The organism is Pedobacter psychrophilus, from assembly GCF_001652725.1.
Lineage (GTDB): Bacteria > Bacteroidota > Bacteroidia > Sphingobacteriales > Sphingobacteriaceae > Pseudopedobacter > Pseudopedobacter psychrophilus.
In genome coordinates, this window is record NZ_LWHJ01000031.1 from 107,084 (window position 1) to 126,351 (window position 19,268).

The 19,268-nt window shown below is 31.8% G+C and carries 20 protein-coding genes; 15 read left to right on the forward strand and 5 right to left on the reverse strand.

Annotation, left to right across the window (positions count from 1 at the left end; genetic code table 11):
• The first annotated feature begins 80 nt into the window (after positions 1 to 80).
• The 6 genes from A5893_RS15750 to aroC all read left to right on the forward strand — a co-directional run bounded on the left by A5893_RS15750 (position 81) and on the right by aroC (position 6,215).
• Complete coding sequence (locus tag A5893_RS15750) at positions 81 to 287, forward strand: RNA-binding S4 domain-containing protein (protein ID WP_068823547.1); 207 nt, start codon at positions 81 to 83, stop codon at positions 285 to 287.
• Positions 284 to 1,345, forward strand: coding sequence for a 3-dehydroquinate synthase (aroB, locus tag A5893_RS15755; protein WP_068823548.1), 1,062 nt, complete (start codon positions 284 to 286; stop codon positions 1,343 to 1,345). Before A5893_RS15750 ends, aroB begins: the two co-directional genes overlap by 4 nt.
• A 267-nt stretch (positions 1,346 to 1,612) precedes the next feature.
• Entirely contained in the window at positions 1,613 to 2,443 is an 831-nt protein-coding gene (locus tag A5893_RS15760; protein WP_068823549.1) for a prephenate dehydratase, read from the forward strand.
• A gap of 101 nt (positions 2,444 to 2,544) precedes the next feature.
• On the forward strand, positions 2,545 to 3,651 hold the full coding sequence (locus A5893_RS15765; protein WP_068823550.1) for a chorismate mutase: 1,107 nt from the start codon (positions 2,545 to 2,547) through the stop codon (positions 3,649 to 3,651).
• Positions 3,651 to 4,889 carry a 3-phosphoshikimate 1-carboxyvinyltransferase gene (locus A5893_RS15770; protein WP_068823551.1) on the forward strand — a complete coding sequence of 413 codons (1,239 nt, stop codon included), beginning with the start codon at positions 3,651 to 3,653 and terminating at the stop codon, positions 4,887 to 4,889. Before A5893_RS15765 ends, A5893_RS15770 begins: the two co-directional genes overlap by 1 nt.
• A gap of 237 nt (positions 4,890 to 5,126) precedes the next feature.
• Positions 5,127 to 6,215 (forward strand): chorismate synthase, encoded by a 1,089-nt coding sequence (gene aroC / locus A5893_RS15775; RefSeq protein ID WP_068823552.1) that lies wholly within the window; start codon positions 5,127 to 5,129, stop codon positions 6,213 to 6,215.
• A 398-nt stretch (positions 6,216 to 6,613) separates the two neighbouring features.
• On the opposite strand, the gene A5893_RS15785 is transcribed toward aroC, so the two are convergent.
• Positions 6,614 to 8,593, reverse strand: coding sequence for a S9 family peptidase (locus tag A5893_RS15785; RefSeq protein WP_068823554.1), 1,980 nt, complete (start codon positions 8,591 to 8,593; stop codon positions 6,614 to 6,616).
• 194 nt (positions 8,594 to 8,787) lie between these two features.
• On the opposite strand from A5893_RS15785, the gene A5893_RS15790 reads away from it, so the two are divergent.
• From A5893_RS15790 to sucC, 5 genes are all read left to right on the forward strand, one after another.
• Positions 8,788 to 9,519: an MBL fold metallo-hydrolase gene (locus tag A5893_RS15790; protein WP_068823555.1), complete on the forward strand. Its 732-nt coding sequence runs from the start codon at positions 8,788 to 8,790 to the stop codon at positions 9,517 to 9,519.
• A gap of 69 nt (positions 9,520 to 9,588) precedes the next feature.
• Positions 9,589 to 10,284, forward strand: coding sequence for a DUF3291 domain-containing protein (locus tag A5893_RS15795; RefSeq protein WP_068823556.1), 696 nt, complete (start codon positions 9,589 to 9,591; stop codon positions 10,282 to 10,284).
• 55 nt (positions 10,285 to 10,339) lie between these two features.
• Positions 10,340 to 10,585: a hypothetical protein gene (locus A5893_RS15800; RefSeq protein WP_068823557.1), complete on the forward strand. Its 246-nt coding sequence runs from the start codon at positions 10,340 to 10,342 to the stop codon at positions 10,583 to 10,585.
• A gap of 405 nt (positions 10,586 to 10,990) precedes the next feature.
• Positions 10,991 to 11,575 (forward strand): alpha-ribazole phosphatase family protein, encoded by a 585-nt coding sequence (gene cobC / locus A5893_RS15805; protein ID WP_068823558.1) that lies wholly within the window; start codon positions 10,991 to 10,993, stop codon positions 11,573 to 11,575.
• A gap of 306 nt (positions 11,576 to 11,881) precedes the next feature.
• A complete protein-coding gene (gene sucC, locus A5893_RS15810) occupies positions 11,882 to 13,072 on the forward strand; it encodes an ADP-forming succinate--CoA ligase subunit beta (protein ID WP_068823559.1) in 1,191 nt (396 codons plus the stop codon).
• Positions 13,073 to 13,152: 80 nt separating this feature from the next.
• Here sucC and A5893_RS15815 read toward each other — a convergent pair whose 3' ends face one another.
• Together A5893_RS15815 and A5893_RS15820 are read right to left on the reverse strand one after the other, a co-directional pair.
• The gene (locus A5893_RS15815) at positions 13,153 to 13,635 is read right to left on the reverse strand and encodes a Spy/CpxP family protein refolding chaperone (RefSeq protein WP_068823560.1); all 483 of its coding nucleotides are present in this window, start codon (positions 13,633 to 13,635) and stop codon (positions 13,153 to 13,155) included.
• 110 nt (positions 13,636 to 13,745) lie between these two features.
• Positions 13,746 to 14,036, reverse strand: a complete 291-nt coding sequence (locus tag A5893_RS15820; RefSeq protein WP_068823561.1) for a YciI family protein — start codon at positions 14,034 to 14,036, stop codon at positions 13,746 to 13,748.
• A 43-nt stretch (positions 14,037 to 14,079) separates the two neighbouring features.
• Between A5893_RS15820 and A5893_RS15825 the strand changes: the two genes are divergently transcribed.
• The 4 genes from A5893_RS15825 (at position 14,080) to bioD (ending at position 18,029) form a co-directional block, all read left to right on the forward strand.
• On the forward strand, positions 14,080 to 14,547 hold the full coding sequence (locus tag A5893_RS15825) for a hypothetical protein (RefSeq protein WP_068823562.1): 468 nt from the start codon (positions 14,080 to 14,082) through the stop codon (positions 14,545 to 14,547).
• Positions 14,548 to 14,832: 285 nt separating this feature from the next.
• Positions 14,833 to 16,281, forward strand: a complete 1,449-nt coding sequence (gene asnS, locus A5893_RS15830; protein ID WP_068823563.1) for an asparagine--tRNA ligase — start codon at positions 14,833 to 14,835, stop codon at positions 16,279 to 16,281.
• 15 nt (positions 16,282 to 16,296) lie between these two features.
• Positions 16,297 to 17,415: an aminotransferase class I/II-fold pyridoxal phosphate-dependent enzyme gene (locus A5893_RS15835; RefSeq protein ID WP_068823564.1), complete on the forward strand. Its 1,119-nt coding sequence runs from the start codon at positions 16,297 to 16,299 to the stop codon at positions 17,413 to 17,415.
• Positions 17,412 to 18,029 carry a dethiobiotin synthase gene (bioD, locus tag A5893_RS15840; RefSeq protein ID WP_068823565.1) on the forward strand — a complete coding sequence of 206 codons (618 nt, stop codon included), beginning with the start codon at positions 17,412 to 17,414 and terminating at the stop codon, positions 18,027 to 18,029. Before A5893_RS15835 ends, bioD begins: the two co-directional genes overlap by 4 nt.
• Positions 18,030 to 18,033: 4 nt before the next feature.
• On the opposite strand, the gene A5893_RS15845 is transcribed toward bioD, so the two are convergent.
• Together A5893_RS15845 and A5893_RS15850 are read right to left on the reverse strand one after the other, a co-directional pair.
• Entirely contained in the window at positions 18,034 to 18,396 is a 363-nt protein-coding gene (locus tag A5893_RS15845; RefSeq protein ID WP_068823566.1) for a hypothetical protein, read from the reverse strand.
• Positions 18,396 to 19,178, reverse strand: coding sequence for a M90 family metallopeptidase (locus A5893_RS15850; protein WP_068823567.1), 783 nt, complete (start codon positions 19,176 to 19,178; stop codon positions 18,396 to 18,398). The genes A5893_RS15845 and A5893_RS15850 overlap by 1 nt, the downstream gene beginning before the upstream one ends.
• Between the last annotated feature and the right edge of the window lie 90 nt (positions 19,179 to 19,268).

Here is a 19,268-nt window from a genome sequence, read left to right on the forward strand (position 1 = left end):
GAAGAATATAAAAAGCAAAATTATAAAATCATTGAATATTATCTTCATACAACAATGGCTATTTTTGTAAGTTTGCAGATATGTTAGAATTTACCTTAAAAGGAGAATTTATTCCACTTATTCAATTACTAAAGATTACAGATTTAGTAAGTTCAGGTGGTGAGGCTCAAATGGTTGTAACCGATGGATTAGTAAGTTATAATGGAGTAATAGATTATAGAAAACGCCTAAAAGTTAAAAAAGGTGATGTTATTGAATTTAACGGACAAACCATAAAAATTATATGAATCCCATAAAAAATGATAACTATCAAGTGTTTTTTGATGATAGTTTAAATATTTTAAATAATATACTGGCTCAAAAAAAATATTCCAAAATCTTTATTTTAGTTGATGAACAGACAAGTGAACATTGCTTACCTGTACTTCAGGAAAAGTTACCACAATTAACCGAATTTGACATTATTGAAGTGCCTAATGGCGAGGAAAATAAAACAATAGATTTTTGTATTGGCATTTGGCGAACACTGTTAGATTTTGAAGCGGATAGAAATGCATTGTTAATCAATTTAGGCGGAGGTGTGGTTACGGATATGGGAAGTTTTGCTGCAGCAACTTATAAACGTGGTATAGACTTTTTACAAATTCCTACAACCCTACTTTCACAAGTTGATGCTTCTGTGGGTGGTAAAACAGGAATTGATATGGATAATGTAAAAAATATCATTGGCACTTTTTCTCAACCACAAGCTGTTATCATTTGTACTGATTTTTTAAAGACCTTACCAGAAAGAGAATTAACCTCTGGTTTAGCGGAAGTATTAAAGCATGGGATTATTGCCGACGTTGATTTCTTTGATGAATTGACTTTATTAAATGATGCTAAAGAAATTACTGTAAAACATATTCATAAATCAGTAAGCATAAAAAACAAAGTTGTCTTAGCCGACCCTTTTGAAAAAAATATCCGTAAAACTTTAAATTACGGGCATACCATTGGTCATGCTATAGAATCCTGGTCTTTAGTTAATGAGAAAAATTCACTTTTACATGGTGAAGCTATTGCTATTGGAATGATCTGCGAGGCATATTTAGCTAAAGAAACAAACGAACTTTCTGAAGAAGAACTTGAGAAAATTACCAATACATTTATTAAATTTTTTGGTAGATATAAAATCAGACCAGGTATCGAAAATGCGCTACTAGATATAATGAAGCAAGACAAAAAGAATTCTAATGGTAAAATAAGTTTCTCTTTACCCACAAAAATAGGAAATTGTAGCATTGATTCATTTATTGAAGAAAGCCTTATTTTAGATAGTTTAAAGTATTATCAGTCTATCTAATTATCTCTTTTTTCTGATGTAAGATGAAAGTTTAAATTAAAAAATTGACCATATTAAATTCTGTGAAATTATTTTAAAAAAAATTTAATTCTTATTTTGTGATTTCAGATTATTGTGTAGATTTGACACATCAAATAAAAAAATGACAAAAATCGCTACATATTACTATGCTTACTTTTATTTTAGAGATAAAAGCCGGGCATAATATGTTATAAAATATAAAACATAAAACCCGGCCAAACAGCCGGGTTTTTTTTTAACCAAAAAATGAGCACAATAAAAAGAGTTGCAATTCAAGGAATCAAAGCTTCATTTCATGAAGAAGCTGCTTTCAAATTCTTTGGAGAAGATATTGAGACGATAGAATGTACTTCTTTTAAACAAACTTTTCAAAAATTGGCAAATGGAGAAGCTGATTGTGTAGTGATGGCTATTGAAAATAGCATAGCCGGAAGTTTATTGCCAAACTACTCATTATTAAGAGAATATAACTTTCCGGTAATTGGCGAAGTTTACTTACATATCCAACTGCATTTAATGGCTTTGCCAGGAGTAGTATTTGAAGATATTAAAACGGTAACCTCCCATCCTATCGCCATCCGTCAATGCGGAGATTTTTTGGATGATTTTCCTAATTTAAAAATAATTGAAAGTAGTGATACTGCGGCTTGTGCTAAAAAAATTAAAGAAGAACAATTAACTGATACAGTTGCAATTGCAAACACTCTTGCTGCTAAACTTTATGGATTAAATATTTTAGAACGTAGAATAGAATCTAACAAAAAAAATTATACTCGTTTCTTGATTTTGACTGATAAACAAAGTGAAATCAAAAATGCAAACAAAGCTTCCTTATGCTTTCAGGTAAGTAATGATGTAGGTTCTTTAGCAAATGTGTTAAACATATTAGCCGAAAACGATATCAATATGAGCAAAATACAATCTATGCCAGTTTTAGGAAAACGTAATGAGTATAATTTCTATGTAGATGTAGAATGGAATAATTCAGACAGTTATGATGATGCAATACGTAGAATTTTAAAACATACCGTAAACTTTAGCATTATGGGGGAATATGTAAAGAACGATTCGGTTTAATTAGAACAAAGATTAAAGAACAAAGATAATAGACAAAAATAAAGGTAGATCGGATTCAACCATTCAAAATTCTATCATTCAAAATTATTATAAAAAAAAGCATGAAACTTAACCTAAACATACAACCATTAAGCAGCTGGATGAACGTAACTCATCAGCCGTTGGTAATCTCTGGCCCATGCAGTGCCGAAACAGAAGAACAATTATTAGCAACCGCTCGTTTATTAAAAGCTACTGGAAAAGTTAGCGTTTTAAGAGCAGGTATTTGGAAACCAAGAACTCGTCCCGGAGAATTTGAAGGGATTGGAAGCATTGGTTTAGAATGGCTTAATAAAGCTAAAGCAGAGACTGGTTTACCAATTGCAGTAGAAGTTGCAAATGCAAAACATGTTAAAGAAGCTTTGGCTGCTGGTGTAGATATCCTTTGGATTGGTGCAAGATCAACTGTAAATCCTTTTACAGTACAAGAAATTGCAGATGCATTAGAAGGTCATGATGTACCAGTAATGGTTAAAAATCCAATAAATCCTGATCTTTCTTTATGGATTGGCGCTTTAGAGCGTATCAACCGAGCTGGAATCACAAAATTGGCGGCAATTCATAGAGGTTTTTCTTCATTCGAGAAAACTGCTTTTCGTAATCAACCCATGTGGGATTTGGCAATCAGTTTAAAAACATTGTTACCACAATTGCCAATTTTGAACGATCCTTCTCACATTTGCGGATCTAGAGAATTGATTCCTTTCATTGCACAAAAAGCTCTAGATTTAGATATGCAAGGTTTAATGATTGAAGCTCATATTGATCCTTCAGTTGCTTGGACAGATGCTGCTCAGCAAGTTACTCCAGCTGCATTAAGTGAAATGATTGATGGTTTTGTTTTAAGAAAAGCAGAATCTAAAAATCCTGATTTTGTAGATAAATTAGCTGTGATGAGAGAAAAAATTGACCAAATTGATGATCAAATTTTTCAAAAATTAGGAGAAAGAATGAAAATTGTAGAGCAAATAGGTGAATATAAAAGAGATAATGATGTGACCATTCTCCAGGTTTCTAGATGGGATGAAATCCTGCAAAAAAGAACAGCTTATGGTTCTGTTTTAAAACTTGAAAAAGATTTTACTGAGAAAGTTTTAGAATTGATACATAGCGAATCTATCCGTAAGCAAACGGCAATCATGAATGCAACAAAAGCCGAGCTAGGATAATGAATCCATCAGTTATTATAAAAAAGTCTCAAATTTCTGCTGAAGAAACCATTAATTTAACAGGCTCAAAAAGTGAAAGTAATAGAGCGCTTATCATATCGGCGTTAAGCAAAGGGAAAGTGATTATTAAAAACCTTTCTTCAGCAGCTGATACCGTTACCTTAAATGGGATTTTAAATCATGAAAATGAGCATCCAAAAGTTGTAAATGTTGGGCCAACTGGTACGGCAATGCGTTTTTTGACTGCTTATTTTTCTTTAAAAGGAGAAAAAATTGAAATTACAGGTTCAGATAGGATGAAACAACGTCCTATTGGAACTTTGGTTGATGCCTTGCGAACTTTGGGAGCGGATATTTCTTATCAAGAAGAAGATGGTTTCCCACCTGTTTTAATTAATGGTGCGTTTGATCAAAAAACAGCTCATATCTTAATTCGTGGTGACATTAGCTCTCAATTTTTGACTGCTTTATTGCTCGTAGCTAGTTCTTTACCTCAAGGTGTAGATTTGGAAATTATGGACGAATTAACCTCCAAGCCTTATGTGGAAATGACTTTATCAATGCTGAAACAATGCGGCATCAACCATACCTGGGAGAAAGATAATATCGCCATTTTACCTCAACAATTTCAACCGACAACCTTAACTATTGAGCCAGATTGGAGTGCTGCTTCTTACTGGTACAGCGTTGTTGCACTTTCAGAGAATGCGAAAGTTCATCTTCCAAATCTCAAAAAGAATAGTTTACAAGGCGATAGTGAAATTGCAGAAATCATGTCTTTATTTGGAGTTGAGACTATTTATCATGAAAATGGAGTTACTATTGAAAAAGTTGGAAATGAAATTAAGCCACAACTTTTAGATTTTAAAGAATGTCCTGATTTAGCACAAACAGTTATTGTTTGCTCTGCACTTTTATGTAAAGAATTTAGTTTTTCTGGCCTGGAAACTTTAAAGATTAAAGAAACCAATAGGATTTTTGCTTTACAAACGGAATTAGCCAAAATTGGAGCGAAACTGATAGAAACTCAAGCAGATGTTTATCAATTAGATTGTGAATTAGTAAACATTCCGTCACAAATAACTGTTGCCACATATGAAGATCACAGAATGGCAATGGCTTTTGCACCAATGGCAATGATGATTGATAAAGTAACTATTGAAGAAGCAAAAGTAGTAGAAAAATCATATCCTCATTTTTGGGAAGATTTTAAAAAGATAGGTTTTGATGTAAAGTAAAAAGTTTGAAGTAAAAAGTTTAATATATATATAATTTGGGCGTTCGGGCGGGCTTTACACTATATCTTTTTTTGCTAATTGCAAAATGGCTAGCGCAAAAAAAGGATGCCGTTTCATTCCCTAACGCAAAAAAACAATTAAAAATTTTTATGTATTTACTTAAAGACAACTAACAAACTAAATTAGTCATTTTTTAAGCCTACTAAACTAATTCCTAACCAACTAACAAAAAAATAAATGGCAGGTAATTCCTTCGGGCAAATATTTAAAATAACCACTTTTGGTGAATCTCATGGCGAAGCCATTGGAGTTATTATTGACGGCTGTCCTTCTAACATAGAAATTGATTTAGATTTTATCCAGAACGAATTGGATAAACGAAAACCTGGTCAATCTAAAATAACCACACAACGCAAAGAATCTGATACTTTCCAGATTTTGTCAGGTATTTTTGAAGGTAAAACTACAGGAACTCCAATTGCCATCATCATTCCAAACGAAGATCAAAAATCAAAAGATTATGATCATAACAAAGATACTTTTCGCCCCTCTCATGCCGATTATACCTATCAGGTAAAATATGGGATTAGAGACCATCGTGGTGGCGGACGATCATCTGCCAGAGAAACCGCAGCGAGAGTTGCCGCTGGTGCAATTGCTAAATTATTTTTAAAACAAAAAGGAATTGATGTTTTAGCACATGTGAGTAGTGTTGGAAATTTAGATTCACCAGAAATTGATTTTACTTCTGCGGAGGAATTTGTAACCCTAAGAGAAAATAATATTGTTAGATGTGCAGATGCAAAAACTGCGGAGCAAATGATTGAATTAATTGATGGTATTAGAAAAGAAGGCGATACCATTGGTGGTAAAATTACTTGTTACATTAAAAATTGCCCTGTTGGTTTAGGAGAACCCGTTTTTGATAAGCTTCATGCCGATTTAGGCAAAGCCATGTTAAGTATTAATGCGGTTCATGGTTTTGATTATGGATCTGGTTTTGATGGCTCCACGATGCGAGGATCACAACATAACGATGCTTTTCAATCAAGCGAAAGCGGAAAAATATCTACTAAAACCAATTTCTCTGGCGGTGTTCAAGGTGGGATTTCTAACGGAATGGATATTAATATGCGTATTGCTTTTAAACCAGTTGCCACTATCATGAGCAACCAGAATACTGTAAACAAATCTGGTGAAGCCGCAGAGATTAAAGGAAAAGGTCGTCATGATCCTTGTGTGGTTCCAAGAGCGGTAGCTATTGTTGAGGCAATGGCTGCTTTAGTTATAGTTGATCATTATTTAAGAAATCAGCTGTATAAATAATTTTTGATTAATTAAGTCGAGATAGACCATTCTTGAAACCAATAGACTTTTTTGAAAACATCAGAATCTTTGAATCCAAATTCATAAAAAATGGTCATGGGATCACATTACCTAATTTTGGTATATTTCTATCTCCTGAAACCTTTTCCCTCCAAAAAGATTTGTGGCTTGTAAAACATGAATTTGGACATATTTTACAATATCGAGAATTGGGGTTTATCAAGTTTTATTTAAAAATTGGAATTCCAAGCTTAATAAGTGCCATAAAACAGAATTTAAAAAAAGATTATTATCATCAAAAACATAATGTTGAAATTGATGCGAATAGAAGATCTTATTTATATTTTGATAAACCTAAAGATTGGCCTTTTAATAGATTTCCAATTAATTAAAAAATCCTATTTCAAATACTTTCCATACCAATCTAAATATCTTTTAAATCTATCAACCTGATAACTTAAAACCCCTATTCCATGAAATTGATTTGGGTAGATAACCAATTGCGTTGGGACATTTAAAGTTTTTAAAGCAGCATACATTTGTTCACTACCTTCAGATGGTACGTTAAAATCATTCTGACCTACCATAAATAGTGTTGGTGTTGTGATTTTATCTGCATGGGTAAATGGATAAGATATTTTTAGGTACTTTTCTAATCCTTTCTTCTCCCAAGGCAATCCAATTTCTTCATTCCATTGTAGTAAATATTGGTCAATACCATACATAGAAAGCTGCATTGCGCTTCCAGCTCCACTACAAGCTGCCTTAAATCGGTTAGTATTGGCAATAGTATAATCCGTTAAAATACCGCCATAACTCCATCCACCAATTCCCATTTTAGTTTCATCAACCCAACCTTTTTTTATAAGATAATCTGTCGCTCCTAATAAATCCATTACCTCTAAATTTCCCCAATCTCCATAAATTGATTTAGAGAATGCTCTCCCTCTCCCATTACTTCCTCTATAATTTACCGCTGCAACGCCAAAACCACCGGCTGCTAACATTTGTCTAGTAAAATCAAATGAAAACTCATCCTGAGAAACTGGACCTCCATGGATATAAAGTATAAACGGTAATTTTTCAACAGTGGCACCATAAGGCTTAAAATATAATCCTGAAATAGCTGTACCATCTTTACTTTTAGATTTAAAACCTGTAACTGTTGCCAAATCAATTTTACTTAACCAATCCTCATTAATTTTTGTGATTTGCTTCAAATTATTATTTGATAGCGTGTAAAAATTTGTGGGGTGATATGGGTCACTCATTGAAGTTAGCCAATCTCCGTTTACATTAGACTCTAAATCAGAAAAACTTCTATCGCCACCAATAACCTTATTAATGCTCCCGGAGTTTAAGTCAATTTTAGAAATATAGGATTGGCGATCATCATCCACTAAAAAATAAATTTCTTTATCATCTATCGACCATTTGTAATTGGAAACTGGTCTATCGAGACTTTTAGTTAAGATTTTTTGATCAGAGCCATCTGGTTTTATTATTGCCAATATAGATTGATCATAATTCAAATAGGTTTCATCACCTGTAGATTGTGAATATGCTATGTATTTACCATCATTACTCCATATGGGTCTGGTATCGCTACCTTTCCAGGTTGTTAATTGCTTTATATTTCCTGTACTTATCTCAACCACAAAAATATCGCTATTGCTATTCCTTTCTGGATCTGCTGTTCTATTACCAGAAAAGGCTATCTTCAATCCATCAGGAGACCAAGCTGGAGAATCCTCAGTAAAAACTCCTTTTGTAAGTTGATTAATTTTACCAGTCTTTATATCTAATATGTGAAAATGAGAGTTTAAACTATCTACATAACCTTCCACATCTTGTTTAAAATGATATTTATCAGCAACTATTGGGGCCTTTGTTTTAGGTTTCTTTTTTTCAGCTGGATCTTCATCCTTCATTACCAATAATATTTTACTAGCATCTGGAGACCATAAATAACTTTTTAAATTCTGCTTAACTTTTGTGATCTGATGAGCCTCTCCTCCTCTTCTATCCATTAACCATAGTTGAGAATTTTCTATGCTATCAACTTTTTTTGAAGAAATATAAGAGATGAATTTACCATCCGGACTAAATTTAGCATCGGATTCTCCCTCGTTAGAATATGTGAGCTGTAAAGTTTGTGTACCATCCCAGCTAACCATAAAAAGATCTGACTTTTTCTTGTTTTCTGCCGAGTCTGGAGAGGAAACTGAATATAAGACCCAATCACCTTTTGGAGAAACTTGCGGATTTGATATAGATTTATAATTATACACATCATTTGGCTTTAACATTCTTTTATTTTGAGAATTAGCGCAAAGAAATGAGGATATTAGAACGTAAAAAAGTAAAGTTTTTTTCATTTCACCGAGTTTAAAGGCATAATTTAACTTTTAATTGAATATTTATAAAATTATCATTGTAAAAGTTTAGTTATTATCCATTATGATTAAAATTGTAATGGTTTATTCCGTTTTTTTCACAATTCAAATATGAATTCACTTATGACAGCATTATTAAAATCATATTTTATTATTTTTAATTAAGCAAAATTTTCATGAAAGTCACAATAATTGGTAGTGGAGATGCTTTTGGAAGTGGTGGTAAATTTAACACATGTTTTCATCTAAAAACTGAAAAAATAAATTTGCTGATAGATTGCGGTGCAACTTCCTTAATAGGATTAAAAAAATTCAATTTTGAACCTGCAGATTTAGATTATATTCTAGTAAGTCATCTTCATGGCGATCATTTTGGAGGAATTCCATTTATCATTCTAGATTTTTTAAGGAAAGAAAGAACAAAAGTTTTAACGATTATTGGCCCTAAGGGGGTTGAAGGCAAAATTTTAGCTTTATTGGATTTATTATATCCAGATTTAATCCATCAAATAAATAGTGATTTAATCCAATTCATAGAATTTCAGACCGATAAAATAGAAGATTTTACAGATTTCAAATTAAAAACATTCGAAGTTTTACATTCTCCTTCATCGCTCCCGCATGGTTTAAAACTATTTATGGATGATAAAATCATCGCTTTTAGCGGAGATACAGAATGGTGCGAGAACTTGATCTCTTTAGCGGATGAGGCCGATTTATTTATTTGTGAATGTAATTGGTATAAAATTAATGGAAAGGGCCATTTGAATTATGAAACATTATTAAAGAATATAAGCAAACTAAATTCTAAACGTATTTTATTAAATCACTTAGGAGATGAGGCATTAGAAAATCAAGAATATTTTGAAATTCCAATAGCGGAAGATGGTTTAGAGATTCATCTTTAAACTATCCACAATTATCTATTTATCCACTTTAAACCTCCTATAAACTTAATTTATCGAAATTAGCTTTTTATGCTTGTTACGATAACCATCTTACGCTATCCTAAAAAATATATTCCATTTGCATTTTTGGCAATGGCAGTTCACCGTCTACCATTATTTTTCACCAATGGATGTAGCTTTTGGAAGCTATTGGGTTGCGGTAAAAATGGAACATTTGATATCAACCCGGATTACCAACAATGGGGATTAATGGCTGTTTGGGGTTCTGAAACTGAATTTCAGAAATTTAAAACCAAATCATTTATTGCAAAATGGTGGAATACCTTCTGTGAGGAAAAATATTCTATTTATTTAGAACCTACTGAATCTCATGGAAAGTGGAGTGGAAAAGAACCATTCGGAAATCCTAAAATAAAAGGTCAGGATGGAAGAGTTGGCATTTTAACCAGAGCTACTATACGGCCTATTAAATTGAAAAACTTTTGGAAAAATGTTCCAAAAGTTGCAGCAATTATGGGCAGTTCTAAAGGATTTATAACCTCTATTGGAATTGGCGAAGCTCCGTTTTTTATGCAGGCTACTTTTTCTGTTTGGGATAGTTTAGAGGATGTCAAAAAGTTCGCATATAAAGATCAAGAACATGCTGAAGTAATCAAGTTAACTCGACAAGAAAATTGGTATAGCGAGGAGCTTTTTGCTCGATTTAAAATCTTAAAAACTGAGGGAAAATTGAATGGAGTTGACCCAATTTTTATTAATGGTTGATGATTGATAATCATTAGTCAAATTTAAAAACCAACATCAATTTAACAATATTAAAATGAGAATAGTTGCAGAATTACCACACCCAGATTGTAAGATTACCATTTTTTCTATGAACAATAAATTCATCATAAAATTTGAACAAGGAAATTTAGAACAGACTTTTAAATTGGCAGAAATGGATATCTTAAATGGGGTAAATGGTGTGTTTGAAATATTAGATGAAGTATTTATTTCTTCGGTTATTGATAGATTTAAAGTAATGAGAACAGATTTTATCGAAACTTATAATCGCTATAATTAAAACTTTAATTACAATCATTAAAACACTATATTATAGGTAGTTGAATTTTATAAATAGCTAAATCAGAATTATATTTTACTATGATTATCTAAATTGAACTAATTATTATCTAAAAACTAAATAATCAATTTACATTATTTGTATAATCTATTGTATTACAATTAATTATAGATGTGTTAAAAATTTAATTTGGTGTATATAAAATGCCAAATAAATGCAAAGTCAAGTCCAATTAATTGCAATCCTCCAATTTTCTTAATTATTTTTTTGGGGCTTATTTACTTAATAAATTATGATAAAAAATGCATTAAAATAGTGATGTTAATTTGTCTAAAAGATATCTCCCCTATTTTAAATAGATTAGAGAAATTAATAAAAAAAAACAATTCAAAATAATAGCTTAATATGAATATTTATCTCATTAGACATACAAAAACTTATAATCCAAATGAGCTATGTTTTGGGCAATCTGAAATGCCGCTAGAGGAAAATTTTACAATTGATTTTGATTGGATAAAAGAACATTTGAATTTAGAAAATGCAACCTATTTTTCTAGTCCTTTAAGGAGATGCACTAAATTACTTTCCTATTTGAGTGATGAAAATTTCATCATTGATGAAAGGTTAAATGAAATAAATTTTGGTGATTGGGAAATGAAATCATGGCAAGAAATTAGCCCAAAGGATTTAGATAATTGGAAGGAGGATTTTGTGAATTACAGAATGAAAAATGGAGAAAATTTTAATGACGTTTTTGAACGCAGCATCCTCTTCTTTGATCATATTTTAAAAATGGAATTAGAAGATGTAGTAGTGGTTTGCCACTCAGGAATTATTAGATCAATTGTATCTTATATCCTAGACTTTCCTTTAGAAAAGGTTTTTAATCTAAATGTTGATTATTCTTCAATTTCTAAAATAGAATTTGACCCTATTTTTAATACAAGTAAATTGGCTTACCTAAACATTTCACCAAATAGCTATAGTTAAATTGAAATAAATTAAATTTAATTTGAGCTTGATCCTTTGTTAAATGCTTGCATTAACAATTGAAGTGGTATCCCCGCCAGTGATCGGGCAAGTTTTTTTTTTTTGCACTGGCATTTTTTCATATTGCAAAAAAAGATTTAACGGTCCACCAGCTGGTGGATAAAACGCCCAAAACAAATTTGTCGCTAAATAACCATCCAATTTCTATTCAGTAAACAGTCATTTAGTAATCAAATAGATAATTAAATCATTTTTAGGTTTCATTTATAGGATGGTATTTGTAATTTCACATCAAATTTTTAGAAGATGAACATTCACGAATATCAAGGTAAACAAATTCTTAAAAGTTTTGGGGTACGCATACAAGAAGGTATTGTGGCCGATACGCCAGAACAAGCTGTAGAAGCTGCAAAAAAATTGAAAGAAGATTACAATTCTGATTGGGTTGTAATTAAAGCGCAAATTCATGCTGGTGGGCGTGGAAAAGGTGGAGGTGTTAAACTGGCTAAAAATTTAGAAGAAGTTAAACAAAGGGCTACCGATATTATTGGGATGCAATTGATTACACCGCAAACTGGTCCACAAGGAAAATTAGTGAGTAAAGTTTTGGTTGCTCAAGATGTTTACTATCCTGGTGAATCTGAAACAAAAGAATTTTATGTTTCTGTATTATTAAACCGTTCTACCGGTAAAAATATCATTATGTACTCTACTGAAGGAGGAATGGATATTGAAGAAGTTGCAGAACATACACCTCATTTAATTTTTAAAGAAGAAATTGATCCTAAAGTAGGTTTACAGGCTTTTCAAACTCGTAAAATTGCTTTCAATCTAGGCTTATCCGGTGCTGCTTTTAAAGATATGACTAAGTTTATTGCTGCGCTTTATAAAGCTTACGATGCAACGGATTCTTCTATGTTTGAAATCAATCCGGTTTTAAAAACATCTGATGATAAAATTTTAGCTGTTGATGCAAAGGTAAACCTTGATGATAACGCTTTATTCCGTCATCCAGAATTTGCAGCAATGCGTGATACTTCAGAAGAAGATCCAACAGAAGTAGAAGCTTCTGCCAGTAACCTTAATTATGTTAAGCTTGATGGAAATGTAGGTTGTATGGTAAACGGAGCTGGTTTAGCAATGGCTACCATGGATATTATTAAAATTGCCGGTGGTGAACCAGCTAACTTTTTAGATGTTGGTGGAACCGCAAATGCTACAACCGTAAAAGCTGCTTTTCAAATCATTTTGAAAGACCCAAAAGTAGAAGCAATCTTAATCAATATTTTTGGTGGAATTGTACGTTGCGATAGAGTAGCACAAGGTGTTATTGATGCTTACACAGAAATGGGAAATATAAGTGTTCCAATTATTGTGCGTTTACAAGGAACAAATGCTGTTGAAGCTAAAAAATTAATTGACGAATCTGGCTTAAAAGTCTTTTCTGCTATTTTATTAAAAGAAGCTGCTGATTTAGTATCAGAGGTTTTAGCATAATTACATTTAAGTCTTATCAAATAATTTAAGACAAAAAAAATCCCGATTGAAAAATCGGGATTTTTTATACCTTTTTAAAACTATCCTTCTGTTTTAGCTGGTTTTTCACCACCTTTTCCTTTTCCACCTTTCCTATCTCCCATTCTTTCACCCATTTTACCTTTCATTTTTTCAAATTGCTCTTTTTGTTCTGGAGTTAAAGTAGATTTGAAAGACTCGCTATTCTTTTTTGCAGCTTCCATATTCGCTTTTCTCATGCTTTTTTGATCAGCAGTTAAAGTTGCATCTAGTTTTTGCATTTTTTCTTTTCCTTTAAGCGTTTCATCTTTCATTATCGCTTTTTGATCCGCACTTAAAGAAGCGTCAAATTTATCTCTATTTGCTTTTTCACTATCTCTGTTCGCTTTCATTTGTGCTTTTTGCGCATCCGTTAAATTTAACTGAGGCCTATCACCATGTTCTTTTTTAGCTTCTGCAGGTGTAGCCGTTTGTGCCACTGAAGTTAAAGCTAAACCTAATACTAATGCTGTTGATAATGTTAATCCTTTTACAAAATTTTTCATGTTCTTAATTTTAATTGTTTATAAATCGTTTGGTATTATGATGCAAAAGAGTAATGATGGTTTAATCTGGTAATATTAAAAACAGTTAGTTTAACATAAATTAACAAATATCATACATTTGCTACTTTAAAAGAATGAACCTCTATCCTGTCCCAAACACCCTTTAAAATGTAAATTTCATTTGATTTCCATTTATGAAATTCATCATCATCAGTAAATTGTAAAACCATAGTAGAGCCAATCATATCACCATTATCGTTTAACATTGCGCCACCTAAAATAAAATTTCCGGTTTCTTTGAGCTGCATGGCGCCAGCTAAATGTTCTTTTCTTACTTTAACTCTTCTTTCCGAGGCATCAGCATCATCTGCATCCCAAGCAATAATTAAGTATAGTTTCATATTATTAGGGCATTAAATTTGTAATAAACTTAAAAAAATAACCATGAAAAATAAATTATTTACGGGCTTTGTAGCTTTGTTATCTCTAGCTGCTTGTAACCAAAATCAAAAAAAAGATGCTCCTGCAGAATATCCAGTTAATGATCCACAATTAGGAAATGTTACTACAGATACGTCTGCTTTTAAATTAAGTAACGATGAGCAATGTTTTATGGCTCATTTAAAAAAGGATTCTGCATTTCTATCTTTAAGAGAAGAGAATGGTGAAATAAAAGGTAAGCTTTGGTATAAATTTGCTGAGAAAGATAATAGCAAAGGAGATTTAACAGGTAAATTAGATAAAGACACATTAAAACTCAATTATACTTTTGCATCTGAGGGAGTTAAAGGTAATGAGATGCCAATTAAATTATCCTACAAAAATGGCAATCTTTATGAAGTTTATGGAGATAAACCTGCTGAGGAAGGAAAAGGATTTATCTATGTGAAATCTGATTGCAGAAACTTTTAATATATTAATGGTAGATGTCCAAACATCTACCATTAAATTCATATTTCTCTTTTTTTAGTTTGATGGCCGCACAAAACAAATAATACAATCAAAATAAAGAATGCAATTAATGTTTTGATTAAAGTCTTCATATTTTGGTAGATTATTTATTGTCCTTTTAAATATGAATCCGTTTTAAGCCCTTCTTACCCTCCCTTTCTTAATTTTATATTTATAGTTTCTTAATTTTTAGAGATTAACGTAAAGGTTTGTATTTTTACGACTCGTAAAAGATAAAACGTTGTAATGATCATAAGAGAAAAGATTTCAAATATTTTAAAATCTACTGAATATAATAAAGAAGTAACCGTAATGGGTTGGGTTAAAACATTTAGGAATAACCAATTTATAGCCTTAAATGATGGTTCTTCTATGTCCAATTTGCAGGTGGTTGTCGATTTTGCTAATACTCCAGAAAACATATTAAAGAAAATAACTACCGGTGCTGCAATTAGTGCAACAGGAACAATGGTAGAGTCTTTAGGAAAAGGACAAACTGTTGAGGTAAAAGCTTCTAAAATTGAGATTTTAGGAGAAAGTGATGCCGAGAAATTTCCATTACAACCAAAAAAGCATAGTCTGGAATTTCTGAGGGAAATTGCCCATTTACGTTTTAGAACAAATACATTTAATGCGATTTTTAAGGTAAGAAATGCACTTTCTTTTGCAGTTCATCAATTTTTTAATGAACGTGGGTTTGTTTATCTACATACGCCAATTATTACAGCTTCAGATGCCGAAGGTGCGGGCGAAATGTTTAGAGTAACCACTTTACCTTTCGAAAATACACCAAGAACAGATGATGGAAATGTAGATTTTAAAGAAGATTTCTTTGGTCGTTCTGCAAATTTGACCGTTTCAGGGCAATTAGAAGGCGAATTAGGTGCAATGGCTTTGGGAGAAATTTATACTTTTGGACCAACTTTTAGAGCAGAAAATTCTAATACAACTCGTCATCTTGCAGAGTTTTGGATGATTGAACCAGAAGTGGCTTTCGCCGATTTGGAAGACAATATGAATTTGGCTGAAGATCTTTTAAAGTATACCATTAAATACGCAATAGAAAATTGTGCCGATGAATTAGATTTTCTAACAACTCGCCTGGTAGAAGAAGAAAAAAATAAGCCACAAGCTGAACGCAGTGATTTAACCTTAATGGAAAAACTGAATTTCTGTTTAGAAAACAGTTTCGAACGCTTAACCTATACTGAGGCAATAGAAATTTTAAAACGTTCTAAACCTAATCAAAAGAAACAATTTAAGTATTTGATTGATGAATGGGGAGCTGATTTACAATCTGAGCATGAGCGTTATTTAGTAGAAAAACACTTCAAAAAGCCCGTTATCTTAACTGATTACCCAGCAGATATCAAATCATTTTACATGAGGATGAACGAACCTGATGAGCAAGGCAGGAAAACAGTGAGGGCAATGGATATTCTTTTTCCAGGAATCGGTGAAATGGTTGGTGGCTCGCAAAGGGAAGAACGTTTAGATAAACTGCAAAGCCGTATGGATGAAATGCATATCCCGCAAGACGAGCTTTACTGGTATTTAGATACCCGTAAATTTGGAACTGCACCTCATGCTGGTTTTGGTTTAGGATTTGAAAGATTAGTTCTTTTTGTTACTGGAATGACCAACATTAGAGATGTTATTCCTTTCCCAAGATTCCCTAAAAACGCCGAATTTTAATTAAAATTCATCAGATTGGATAGCTTTTTAAAAGACAAACTAGCACATAGAATTCAGAATAATTCATTACGTGTATTAAAAAACCGTGGCCATTCATTAGTAGATTTTTCTTCAAATGATTATTTGGGTTTTGCTAGAAATGCTAATTTAAAAGCAAAAATTGATGAGGAGTTAAAAAAATTTCCTGATTATTTATTGGGTTCAACAGGTTCCAGGTTGCTTTCTGGTAATTTGGCTTATGCCGAGGTTTTAGAAACTGAAATAGCAAAAATCCATCATGCAGAAGCCGGATTAATCTTTAATTCTGGCTATGATGCAAATGTGGGTCTACTTTCCTCCATTGCAAAACGTGGTGATACCTTAATTTGTGACGAATTATTACACGCTTCATTAATTGATGGAGCAAGATTGAGCAATGCAAATCGTTACGTTTTTAAACATAACGATCTAAATTCTTTATCCGAAAAACTTAAAAATGCCAAAGGTAATATTTTCATTATTACAGAAAGTGTTTTTTCTATGGATGGTGATATTGCGCCATTGAAAGAAATATCGGCTTTAGCTAAGAAATTTAATGCAAATTTAATTGTTGATGAAGCACATGCTTTGGGCGTAATTGGTAACAACGGATTAGGACTGGTTCAACAATTAGGTTTAGAAAAGGAAGTTTTTGCCCGCATACATACATTCGGAAAAGCTTTGGGTTGTCATGGAGCAATTATTTTAGGGAGCGAAGTTCTGCGTTCTTACTTAATCAACTTTGCAAGGTCTTTCATTTACACTACCGCACTTCCTTTTCATAGTTTAGCAACCATAAAAATTGCTTATCAAAGTTTGAAGAACGGATTAAATATTAAAGAGAACCAATCTAATATCTCCTATTTTAATTCCATTAAAAGTAATTTCTCTGATAAATTTATAGAGAGCAAATCAGCAATTCAATCTTTAATAATTGCTGGAAATGATGAATGTAAAATCCTATCTATTAATTTATTATCAAATGGATTTGATGTTAAAGCAATACTCAGTCCCACTGTTGCGGAAGGCAAAGAACGATTAAGAATTTGCCTTCATGCTTTTAATACAAAAGATGAAATTGAGCAACTTTTAAGTACAATAAAAAAACTGAAATGAGTAAATCCTATTTTATAACAGGTATTGGAACAGAGATTGGAAAAACAATGGTTTCTGCTTTTTTGGTAGAAAAACTAAATGCTGATTATTGGAAACCTATTCAATCTGGAGATTTGGATAATTCTGATACCATGAAAGTTAAAAATCTCATAAGTAATATTCAAACTGTTTTTCATTCAGAAACTTATCGTTTAACACAACCTTTTTCCCCTCATCATAGTGCAAACTTAGATGGGGTAAAAATAGATTTAGATAATTTCATCATTCCTGAAACAGAAAATAATTTGATAATTGAAGGTGCGGGCGGTTTAATGGTACCTATAAATGAGGAAGAATTAATTATCGATTTAATAAAAAAACTAGATGTTGATGTCATCTTAGTTTCTAAAAACTATTTAGGCAGCATCAATCATACTTTATTATCGATTGAGGCATTACGAAACAGAAACATCAAAATTAAAGGAATTATTTTTAATGGAGATGAAAACCAATCCACGCAAAACATCATTGTTAAATTGACTGGCATTAAAGTAATTGCAAACATCCCACAGTTAGAAAAACTCGATAAAACAAGTTTAAAAGAATTGGTTGATGAGGTAAATTTGAATTTGTAGGCTGTTAATTTTTATAAATCAATTTCATAAAATTCATCACTTCTTCGTTGATGTCTTCCTTAAACAAAACTCTTAGGTGATGATTGTATTGATATTTATCTCCATGCACTTGAGCGATTTTTTGAAAGCATAAATTATCTTCATAAGCTGTTTCAAAAGGAAATACTACATGTAAAAAGTTTTTGCCCAAAGCAGTAATGTAAACCAAATTTTTGCCCTTTGCTCCTATTCCAATCATAGTTTTTGTAGGATAAATTTCTAATTCTCCAATCTCCTTAAATTTTATAATAAAGTAATTTAACAATTCTAAACTGTAATCAGATTTGTTATGAAGTAAGGGATGATTGAAATTTAATCGGTTTTCCATTAGTCTTTTGCAGGATTTTGTAAAAACATTTTGCTCAAAATATCATATAATTCTGGATGATTTTTTTCAAAAGTATCTGGCTTTTGGAAAAAATATTCAGAAACAACGGCTAAAAATTCTGCTTCATTAGTCAAAGCATAACTATCAATATCAGATTTTCCTTTTTCTATTTCTCTCATTTCCTGGTGCATCATCTTTAACCACGGAATACTATAATCATGCGTCATTAAAATTTCTGGGATGCCATCAGTAGAACCGTCGCTTTTATCTAATAAATGCACAAATTCATGAATTGCAGTATGATTTTTTCCTTTATTCTTGGAGAAACCTTGTATCAATGCAGTCCTTGAAAGCAACATTTGTCCATTCATATAACCCGTCCCAACCATTCCTAAGATCCGGCGTTCTTCTCCTTCGTATTGATATTGTCCGTTAAAAGTGTCGGGATATAAAATTACGCTGGTTAAATTTTTATATCTCCAATCAGGAAAACTAAAAATCGGGATAGCCGCACTAGAAGCTATTAAAACCCTGTCAAGTTGTGTAATTTCAATACCAACGCCTTCAATGGAAGTATTTTCTAGAAAATTCTTTACCGAATTTTTAAAGATTTTCTTGTTATCAATGGCCAAATTTTTATAAAATTCTACATGCTCATTAAGTAAAATATCAAAATCTATTTCTTTTGCATCTACAATTGTATTTTTAGGTTTGCTCTTTCTCCCAAAAAAGAAAAAGTAAATGATAAGCAAAACAAACAGAACTGATAGAATTAAGAACATAATTGGTAATTATAGAATTAAGATAGAAATAGAATTAAAAATTAATTGATTTTATTAAGTTTAATTTGCCTTTTAAATATAATTATAACA

Bases quoted from the DNA above. Each gene is read 5' to 3' on its own strand.
- A5893_RS15790 (WP_068823555.1), top strand. From the start codon at position 8,788: ATGAAAGTCACAATAATTGGTAGTGGAGATGCTTTTGGAAGTGGTGGT.
- A5893_RS15760 (WP_068823549.1), top strand. From the start codon at position 1,613: ATGAGCACAATAAAAAGAGTTGCAATTCAAGGAATCAAAGCTTCATTT.
- A5893_RS15750 (WP_068823547.1), top strand. From the start codon at position 81: ATGTTAGAATTTACCTTAAAAGGAGAATTTATTCCACTTATTCAATTA.
- asnS (WP_068823563.1), top strand. From the start codon at position 14,833: ATGATCATAAGAGAAAAGATTTCAAATATTTTAAAATCTACTGAATAT.
- aroB (WP_068823548.1), top strand. From the start codon at position 284: ATGAATCCCATAAAAAATGATAACTATCAAGTGTTTTTTGATGATAGT.
- A5893_RS15845 (WP_068823566.1), bottom strand. From the start codon at position 18,396: ATGGAAAACCGATTAAATTTCAATCATCCCTTACTTCATAACAAATCT.
- A5893_RS15770 (WP_068823551.1), top strand. From the start codon at position 3,651: ATGAATCCATCAGTTATTATAAAAAAGTCTCAAATTTCTGCTGAAGAA.
- aroC (WP_068823552.1), top strand. From the start codon at position 5,127: ATGGCAGGTAATTCCTTCGGGCAAATATTTAAAATAACCACTTTTGGT.
- A5893_RS15825 (WP_068823562.1), top strand. From the start codon at position 14,080: ATGAAAAATAAATTATTTACGGGCTTTGTAGCTTTGTTATCTCTAGCT.
- A5893_RS15765 (WP_068823550.1), top strand. From the start codon at position 2,545: ATGAAACTTAACCTAAACATACAACCATTAAGCAGCTGGATGAACGTA.
- cobC (WP_068823558.1), top strand. From the start codon at position 10,991: ATGAATATTTATCTCATTAGACATACAAAAACTTATAATCCAAATGAG.
- A5893_RS15850 (WP_068823567.1), bottom strand. From the start codon at position 19,178: ATGTTCTTAATTCTATCAGTTCTGTTTGTTTTGCTTATCATTTACTTT.
- A5893_RS15795 (WP_068823556.1), top strand. From the start codon at position 9,589: ATGCTTGTTACGATAACCATCTTACGCTATCCTAAAAAATATATTCCA.
- sucC (WP_068823559.1), top strand. From the start codon at position 11,882: ATGAACATTCACGAATATCAAGGTAAACAAATTCTTAAAAGTTTTGGG.
- A5893_RS15815 (WP_068823560.1), bottom strand. From the start codon at position 13,635: ATGAAAAATTTTGTAAAAGGATTAACATTATCAACAGCATTAGTATTA.
- A5893_RS15820 (WP_068823561.1), bottom strand. From the start codon at position 14,036: ATGAAACTATACTTAATTATTGCTTGGGATGCAGATGATGCTGATGCC.
- A5893_RS15785 (WP_068823554.1), bottom strand. From the start codon at position 8,593: ATGAAAAAAACTTTACTTTTTTACGTTCTAATATCCTCATTTCTTTGC.
- bioD (WP_068823565.1), top strand. From the start codon at position 17,412: ATGAGTAAATCCTATTTTATAACAGGTATTGGAACAGAGATTGGAAAA.
- A5893_RS15800 (WP_068823557.1), top strand. From the start codon at position 10,340: ATGAGAATAGTTGCAGAATTACCACACCCAGATTGTAAGATTACCATT.